The 8416-nt window shown below is 34.2% G+C and carries 8 protein-coding genes; 4 read left to right on the top strand and 4 right to left on the bottom strand.

What is annotated here, in order from left to right:
• Positions 1-257: 257 nt before the first annotated feature.
• The gene (pruA, locus tag VB776_RS23210) at positions 258-1883 is read right to left on the bottom strand and encodes an L-glutamate gamma-semialdehyde dehydrogenase (protein ID WP_323699255.1); all 1626 of its coding nucleotides are present in this window, start codon (positions 1881-1883) and stop codon (positions 258-260) included.
• A gap of 244 nt (positions 1884-2127) precedes the next feature.
• On the opposite strand from pruA, the gene VB776_RS23205 reads away from it, so the two are divergent.
• The 3 genes from VB776_RS23205 to VB776_RS23195 all read left to right on the top strand — a co-directional run bounded on the left by VB776_RS23205 (position 2128) and on the right by VB776_RS23195 (position 4057).
• A complete protein-coding gene (locus VB776_RS23205) occupies positions 2128-2973 on the top strand; it encodes a bifunctional helix-turn-helix domain-containing protein/methylated-DNA--[protein]-cysteine S-methyltransferase (RefSeq protein ID WP_323699254.1) in 846 nt (281 codons plus the stop codon).
• A 116-nt stretch (positions 2974-3089) separates the two neighbouring features.
• Positions 3090-3797, top strand: a complete 708-nt coding sequence (locus tag VB776_RS23200) for a 2OG-Fe(II) oxygenase (protein ID WP_323699253.1) — start codon at positions 3090-3092, stop codon at positions 3795-3797.
• Entirely contained in the window at positions 3794-4057 is a 264-nt protein-coding gene (locus VB776_RS23195) for an Ada metal-binding domain-containing protein (RefSeq protein ID WP_323699252.1), read from the top strand. The genes VB776_RS23200 and VB776_RS23195 overlap by 4 nt, the downstream gene beginning before the upstream one ends.
• Positions 4058-4069: 12 nt before the next feature.
• Here VB776_RS23195 and VB776_RS23190 read toward each other — a convergent pair whose 3' ends face one another.
• The 3 genes from VB776_RS23190 to VB776_RS23180 all read right to left on the bottom strand — a co-directional run bounded on the left by VB776_RS23190 (position 4070) and on the right by VB776_RS23180 (position 6805).
• The gene (locus tag VB776_RS23190; RefSeq protein ID WP_323699251.1) at positions 4070-4729 is read right to left on the bottom strand and encodes a tetratricopeptide repeat protein; all 660 of its coding nucleotides are present in this window, start codon (positions 4727-4729) and stop codon (positions 4070-4072) included.
• Positions 4730-5110: 381 nt separating this feature from the next.
• Positions 5111-5743 (bottom strand): LysE family translocator, encoded by a 633-nt coding sequence (locus VB776_RS23185; RefSeq protein ID WP_323699250.1) that lies wholly within the window; start codon positions 5741-5743, stop codon positions 5111-5113.
• Between the two features lie 87 nt (positions 5744-5830).
• Positions 5831-6805, bottom strand: coding sequence for a helix-hairpin-helix domain-containing protein (locus tag VB776_RS23180; protein WP_323699249.1), 975 nt, complete (start codon positions 6803-6805; stop codon positions 5831-5833).
• Between the two features lie 253 nt (positions 6806-7058).
• On the opposite strand from VB776_RS23180, the gene thrC reads away from it, so the two are divergent.
• Positions 7059-8366, top strand: coding sequence for a threonine synthase (gene thrC / locus VB776_RS23175; RefSeq protein ID WP_323699248.1), 1308 nt, complete (start codon positions 7059-7061; stop codon positions 8364-8366).
• Positions 8367-8416: the final 50 nt, after the last annotated feature.

The following is an 8416-nucleotide window of genomic DNA, read 5'->3' as shown; positions in this document are numbered from 1 at the left end:
ATACCCTGTTTATCAATAAGTTAAAATCAAAAAAATTTTCCATAAAAAACAACTAAAAAGTAATGACTAAAACTACTCAATTTTAGACAATTAAAATATTTATAAAAATACACAAAATAGTAACATAGATTATTTCATCCATTTCCTAAAAAAATGAAAAATCATTTAGTCAAGCCTACTTTTTAAGTAAAAAAGGTCAGCCATTTAAAAATGACTGACCTTTTTTATGATTTATTTCTACAAGATTTATCTCAAACCTATCCTAAAAATGGATACTTATAGTCTGTTGGCGATACAAATGTTTCTTTGATTGTTCTTGGAGAAACCCATCTTAATAGATTTAACTTAGAACCTGCTTTATCATTTGTTCCTGATGCTCTTGCTCCTCCGAATGGCTGTTGTCCAACTACTGCTCCTGTTGGCTTGTCATTAATATAGAAGTTACCTGCTGCGTTCACTAACTTTTTATTAGCAATTTCTAAAGCATAGCGATCTTGTGCGAAGATTGCTCCCGTTAGAGCATAATCAGAAGTTGTATTTACAATATCTAAGGTTTCTTCATACTTATCGGCATCATATACATAGATAGTAAGTACTGGTCCAAAGATTTCTTCACACATGGTTGTATAGTGTGGGTCTCCTGTTAGGATAATGGTTGGTTCGATGAAATATCCTTTTGATTTATCATAGTTTCCTCCTGCAATTACTTTTGCTTTATCAGATGATTTTGCATTCGCTATATAAGTAGTGATTTTATCAAAAGCTTTTTCATCAATTACTGCATTGACGAAATTTGAAAAGTCTTCAACTGGACCAACTTTAATTTCACTTAAATCAGCTTGAATATATTCCCAAGTTTGTTCCCAAAGTGTATTTGGAATGTATGCTCTTGAAGCTGCCGAACATTTTTGTCCTTGATATTCAAAAGCTCCACGTACCAAACCTACGGCAAGTGCTTTTGCATCGGCTGATTTATGGGCTACCACAAAATCTTTACCGCCTGTTTCTCCAACAATTCTTGGATATGATTTATACTTATGAATGTTTTCTCCGATTGTTTTCCAAATATGTTGGAATACTTTAGTACTTCCTGTAAAATGTACTCCTGCAAATTGTGGATGCTTGAAAACAATATCGCCCGTCAATGGACCATCGGTGTAAATCAAATTGATTACGCCATCTGGCAATCCTGCTTCTTTCAATACTTCCATCAATACATTGGCAGAATAGATTTGCTGTGGTGAAGGTTTCCACACTACAACATTTCCCATTAATGCTGCCGAAGCTGGAAGGTTTCCTGCAATGGCTGTAAAGTTGAAAGGTGTTACGGCAAAAACGAACCCTTCTAAAGGACGGTACTCTAATCTGTTCCAAACATTTTCAGAAGAGATGGGCTGTTCTGCATAAATCTGTGTGGCAAAATGTACATTGAAACGAAGAAAGTCTATCCACTCGCAAGCGGCATCAATTTCTGCTTGGTAAGCATTTTTTGATTGACCTAACATCGTTGAAGCATTCAATTCATTACGATATTTTGTGGCTGAAAGGTCGGCTGCTTTTAAGAAGATAGCCATTCTATTTTCCCAAGGTAAATTTGCCCAAGCTTCTCTTGCTGTTAAAGCTGAATCAATGGCTTGATTTACATGAGTGGCGTCGCCTTCGTGGTAGTAACCTAAAATATGTTGATGGTCGTGTGGGGAAGTTAATGCTTGTTTGTTTCCTGTTCTTACTTCTTCTGAACCAATATACATTGGTACATCTGCTACGATACTTCGCATTTCAGTAAGTTTCGCAATAAGTGCTTCACGCTCCTTTGTGTTTGGAGCATACGAGTTGATTGGCTCGTTCTTGGGCGTTGGTACGCTGAAAAATCCTGTTGACATTTGATGAAGTTTTTGATTTCATGTAAAATTAATGAAAAAGCTGGATTAGGACAATTTTGGTGGAAGATACAAGAAGCAAGAAAAAAGGCGAAAGAAAAAGACAAGATGTGTCGTTCGTCAGGAAATGAATCTTGTACTTGCATCTTGTTTCTTACGTCTTGAATCTAAAATATCAAAAAAAGCAACTTTCGGGTTGAGGATGTTCTTTTATCAATCGACATTTGTATCGTTAATTTTATAAATCATGACAACAGATACTTACCATTATGAACGCATTGCGAAAGCAATCGAGTTTATTAGCGAAAATATTACGGCTCAACCTACTTTGGAGGAAATCGCTGAGAAAGTAAATCTTTCTCCTTTTCACTTTCAAAGAATATTTACGGAATGGGCTGGTGTGAGTCCGAAGAAATTTTTACAATTCTTAACGGCTGATTATTTAAAAGCGAAAATTAAATCGACCGCTACTTTGATAGAAGCCGCAGAAATCGCTGGACTTTCAAGCCAAAGTAGAGTATATGATTTGTTCACAGGTATTGAAGCGGTTACTCCACAAGAATTCAAAAGTGGTGGAAAAGGTTTGCTTATCAGTTATGCTTATCACCAAACTCCTTTTGGTGAATGTTTTTTGGCTGTTACTGAAAGAGGAATTTGTGGCATGGCATTTACGGACGAACAGACCAAAATAGAAGATTTAGAAATCTTCAAGAAAAAATGGTTTTTTGCTACCATTCAAGAAAACACTTCGATTACTTATCCTTATATAGAACGCATTTTTATGCCACATCTTAGTTCATTAGATAAACTGCATTTATTGGTACAAGGCACAAATTTTCAACTGAAAGTTTGGGAAGCATTGCTGACGATTCCGCAAGGTTCATTAACTACTTATCAACAAATTGCTGAAAGTATTGGAAAAGATAAAGCCGTTAGAGCCGTCGGTACAGCAGTGGGAAATAATCCGATTGCGTATTTGATTCCCTGTCATCGTGTGATTAGAAAAGAAGGAAAACTTGGAGAATATCATTGGGGAAGTATTCGGAAGAAGGCAATTGTTGGATGGGAAGCCTGTAGGAATGATGAGTTTTGAATTTGGAATGAGGAGTATTCAGAACTCTTCCCATTAGCAGGCAAATTAATTCGCCTGCTAATGGGGAACTACTACAAAAGTTAAAACAACTTAATCATTTAAAATCCAACAAAAACATGTCTCTTTCAAAAAATGGAAACTCCCTCAATTGGAGTATCATCAAACAAGATTTGGATGAACAGGGTTATGCTGTGATTCCTTCACTGATACCGACTGACGTTTGTTCACAATTAATTGCTTCATACACACAAGCGGATTTATATAGAAGTACGATTGTGATGAAACGCTATAATTTTGGAAAAGGCGAGTACAAATATTTTGCTTATCCATTGCCCGAAAGCATTGCTTATTTAAGGAATGAAATGTACAGTCCTTTATCAAAAGTAGCGAATGAGTGGAATCAGAAATTGGGAATTGATTTTACTTATCCAGAAAAGCACGCTGATTTTATAGACGCTTGTCGCCAACAAAATCAATGCAGACCAACGCCATTGATTTTGAAATATGAAAAAGGAGATTTTAATACGCTTCATCAGGATTTGTATGGCGACTTATATTTTCCCTTTCAAGCAGTATTGTTGTTAACGCAAGTAAATGAAGATTATACTGGAGGTGAATTTGTATTGATTGAACAAAAACCAAGGTTACAGTCACAAGCAATTGTGCTACAACCCAAGCAAGGTGATATGGTGATTTTTACGACTAATTTCAGAGCAGCTAAAGGAACAAGAGGATATTTTCGTTCGCCGATGAAACATGGCGTAAGTAAATTACATAGTGGTAATCGTTATACGGTGGGAATTATTTTTCATGATGCAAAATGAAAACACATCGATCACTTTTGGACGAAAAAGGAACGAATCGAGTAATACTTTCTTTAATTAAAAATAGAAAAATCCTTTGGGCTGGAAATCATAAATTAAAAATTTATGGTAAACTCAATTGTACATCTGGTAAAAGAATGAAAACCCAAAACCGTGTCTTCTTTCAAAATGAGCAAGAAGCCATCGCTTTGGGTTTTCGTCCTTGTGGGCATTGTACGAGATTGGAGTATTTGGAATGGAAAAGAATTCACCTTGATTGATACTGCAAGGCTTTATTTTTTCAAAAGCAATTTTCTCACATCTGGATTAATAGCATTGGGGTCAAGTTTATCGGTAATCTTTAAATATTTCAAAGCACTGTCTTTCTTCATAAAATAAGTATAGGAAGCTGTCAATTGTGAATAGGCTTCTACATTTTTATTATCCAAGTTGGCTGATTTCTTAAAACTATCAATTGCCTGATTTAACCATTTAGTATCATTCGTTTTAACAAAAATTTGAGCATAACTTGTCCCTAACGAAAGCCAAACTTTAGCGTTTTTGGAGTTTAACTTAATCGACTTATTAAAGTAAATTAATGATTCTTCAAACTTCAATTGCATTCCAAGTATATTACCAAAACCCCAGTAAACATCTGCATTAGTACTATCTAAAAGCCAAGCTTGATTAAATCGTTTCATAGAATTATCATAATCTTTTTTATAGAAATATGCCCAAGCTTCATTCAAATGACGAGTAAAAGCCTCATCCCTACTTTTAAAGTATTTGTCACATTCTTCAATAAAATCCTTATCAATTTGTAATTGCTCTTTACATTTTTTTACTCCACTATTCATACCATACATTGGTAGAATATTGATATTCTCAGGGCAATCTTGAGATGATGAACAACTCAAAAAGAACACGATGATAAGTGCGTGAATCTGTTTCATAGAAATGGGTTTATAGTAAATATTTAATTTTCTGAAAGTTTACATTACTCTTATGCAACCCAACATCACAATTTTGTTTGTTTACATTGAAGTATTGTAAGCTTACAAAAAAGTTTTGTTGACTTACATAGCTTCTTTGTAAGCTTACAAAATATCGTTGTTGAGTGATTTTACTGTAAAAAAAACCTTCTTAAAGCCTCTGTAAACAAGCATTATTATGAATTATGCCTTCAATGAATTAAAAGCAGTTGATTTTATTATTTTGCTTGTTTACAAATCATCATTGTAATCCTTAAAATATTGATTGTTAATAATTTATAAGTAAAATCAAGTTAATTTTGAAATGATGTTTACTTATATCAATATTAATAGAATAAATATTCATTTGGCTTTATCTAAGGCTAATTTTAGGGCAAGACTTCCCAAAATTCCCGCCATAAACCATTTTTGAATTTTAACCCACGTTGGTCTTTCGCTAAACCATGTTGAAATGCTTGACGCAAACAAAACAATCATGAGATTCACCGAAAAACTGACCGTCATTTGGGTAAATCCTAATTGAAAATTTTGAAATAAAACATTGCCATATTCAGGTTTGATAAACTGCGGAAAGAATGACATATAGAATACTGCAATTTTTGGATTGAGCACATTGGTTAAAAAGCCCATCTGAAATAATTTGAAATTACTGTCGTCTTTCAAGGATGTTGTTTCAAAAACTGATTTGCTTCCCGGTTTGATGGCGTTCCAAGCCAAGTACAAAAGATAGCCAACTCCCAACCATTTCAGAAAAGTATAAGCAAAAGGTACTGCCATCAAAATTGCTGTGAGTCCGAATGAAACCATGATGACATGGAACAGAAAACCGACAATCACACCTGACAGCGAAATAATGCCAGCTCGTTTGCCTTGAGAGATGGAACGAGAAATTAAATAAATCATGTTCGGTCCGGGCGTGATGACCAAGCCAAAAGCGGCGATGATAAAGATGAGTAAGTCAGAAATTGGAATCATAATTTTTTAAGTTCTGTACCACGGGATTCCATCCCGTGAAATTTTAAAACTCTAATACAAACACGGGATGGAATCCCGTGGTACAGTTTAGAATGATAAATATGGTAAAAGTTTTTCAAGCGTTTGTGCGTCTAAAAGTTTAATATTTTCTAAATCTTTTTTACTTGAAAAATTTCCATGCTGTTGCCGGTAGGCAATGATAGCCTTTGCGATGTATGGTCTTAAATAAGGATGTTTAAATTCTTCCAAAGTCACTTCATTGATTTTAATTTTCCGAATCGAAGGATTATTCACTCGCCCATATTTCAACAATTCATCAATAGAAAGAGAGTCTAATCCCCAAATGTAACGTACTTGTTCTACCGAATAAAAGCCACCTAATTTTTCTCTTTCCTGAATAATTCTTATCGCACGTTTTGAAGCAATACCTTTCAATTTCTTTAAATCGTTAGTATCGGCTCTGTTCAAATCAAAAACTTGTACTTTAAAAGTTTCTTTTATCACATTAGATTTTACTTCATTAGTTGTTACCAATTTTTCTACCTCTGTATTTTTAACTGTTGATTGAGTATTCGATAAAATAATATATGGAGCTAACTTTTGATAGAGTGAATTTGGAAAACTATAAATTTTCAACAAATCTTCTTTTTTACGAAACACTCCTCCTTTACTTCTATACTTAACAATGCGTTCTGACAACAAAGTTGGTATGCCTAATTTTGTTAAATCACCTACACTTGCCAAGTTAGGGTCAAAAGTGAATAAATTTATCGTTTTTGAAGACTCCGTAAAGTCGATTTCTTTCGAGTATTTGTCCGAAAAAATATTTTTTTTCGTTCTACGGCTCTCTGAAGCTTCTTTAATTTCGATTTTTGCTATTAATTCTTCTATTTTTTTTGAATCCACAGAAGACACAACATTCTGTTTTTCAGGAATATAATCAAAAATAAAAGTGAAAAATATCAGCAGAGATACTAACAAGATAAGGAAAATGAAGCCTTTAATTTCTGTCTGATTAAAAGCAAAAAAATCACGAAGGTAGTTTTGTAATTTCTTGTACATGGTGTTTATATTAAAATGAATAAGAGGTCGAATTATAGAAAATCAAATGTTTATTCTGTAATTCGGGCTTTTGAACTAATTTTGTACTCCGTTTACTGCTGTAAGCTTTTGACTGTAAGCTTACAGCTATTTTTAAAATTATTATTATCAAAAATGGTCTCGACAATTGTTGAATTTTTGATAATACTAATTTACAAGATTTCTTGCCACGAAGGTTTTGAAATTGAAGCTTTTATCTGTTCCAAAAACGTTTATGATACTTTATAGCACAAATCATCAAAGTGATGATGTTTCTTTAGAAGAAGCAGTTTTCAGAGGACTTCCTCCCGACAATGGCTTGTATATGCCACACGTTATTCCGACTTTACCCGCTTCTTTTTTTGAAAAGATTGATACGCTTTCAATTTCAGAAATTGCTTTTGAAGTAAGTAAAGCTTTATTAGGCGACGATATTCCAGAAGAATATATTAAAACGATAGTAGAAAGAGCGATTGATTTTGATGCTCCTTTGATTGCTCTTGAAAAAGATACTTACGTTTTAGAATTGTTTCATGGGCCGTCAATGGCTTTTAAAGATTTTGGTGCAAGATTCATGGCATCGTTGATGTCTTACTTTTTGCAGAAATCACAAAAAGATATTCATATTCTTGTAGCAACCTCTGGCGATACTGGCGGAGCAGTGGCACAAGGTTTTTATAAAACGCCGGGCATCAAAGTAACGATTTTGTATCCGACCGGAAAAGTGTCGGATATTCAAGAAAAACAATTGACTACTTTAGGCGAAAACGTAACGGCTTTAGAAGTAGATGGTACTTTTGACGATTGTCAGGCTTTAGTGAAAGCTGCCTTTTTGGATAATGAATTATCTTCAAAAATCAATTTAGCTTCTGCCAATTCAATCAACATTAGTCGATTGATTCCACAATCTTTCTATTATTTCAATGCTTATGCCCAATTGAAAAAAGCTGGTAATACCAAACCAGTCGTTTTCTGTGTGCCAAGTGGAAATTTTGGAAACCTTTCGGCAGGTTTAATTGCTCAGAAAATGGGCTTACCTGTGAAAATGTTTGTGGCGGCTACGAATGTGAATAACATCGTTCCGAAGTATTTAGCTTCTGGCAATTATGAACCGAAGCCTTCGCAAGAAACAATTTCAAATGCAATGGATGTGGGAAATCCTTCTAATTTTATCAGAATGCGTTTGTTGGCTGGCGATGCACATGAAGAAGTTATAAAACATATTGCTGGCGATTTCAGTGATGATAAGACTACCAAAGCAGCCATGAAAGATGTATATGAAAGAACCCAATATGTGATGTGTCCACATACAGCTGTGGCTTATTTAGGTTTGAAATCTTATACTGATACACTTTCTGAAGAAGTAGCAGGCGTTTTACTTTCAACGGCACATTATGCTAAATTCTTAGATGTAGTAGAAGAAACTTTAGGAACATCAGTAGCCATTCCAGAAAGACTTTCGGCTTTACTTTCTAAAGAAAAAGTAGCGATACCGATGACGAAAGAGTTTGGAGATTTTAAGGAATACCTTCTTTCTTTATAAAATTGAGTGAATTAATGAGTTGTGATTTAGTGATTAAACTACAACTTGTA

It is taken from the genome of Arcicella gelida (assembly GCF_034931025.1).
Classification (GTDB): domain Bacteria; phylum Bacteroidota; class Bacteroidia; order Cytophagales; family Spirosomataceae; genus Arcicella; species Arcicella gelida.
This window is presented reverse-complemented; position numbering and strand designations above follow the sequence as displayed.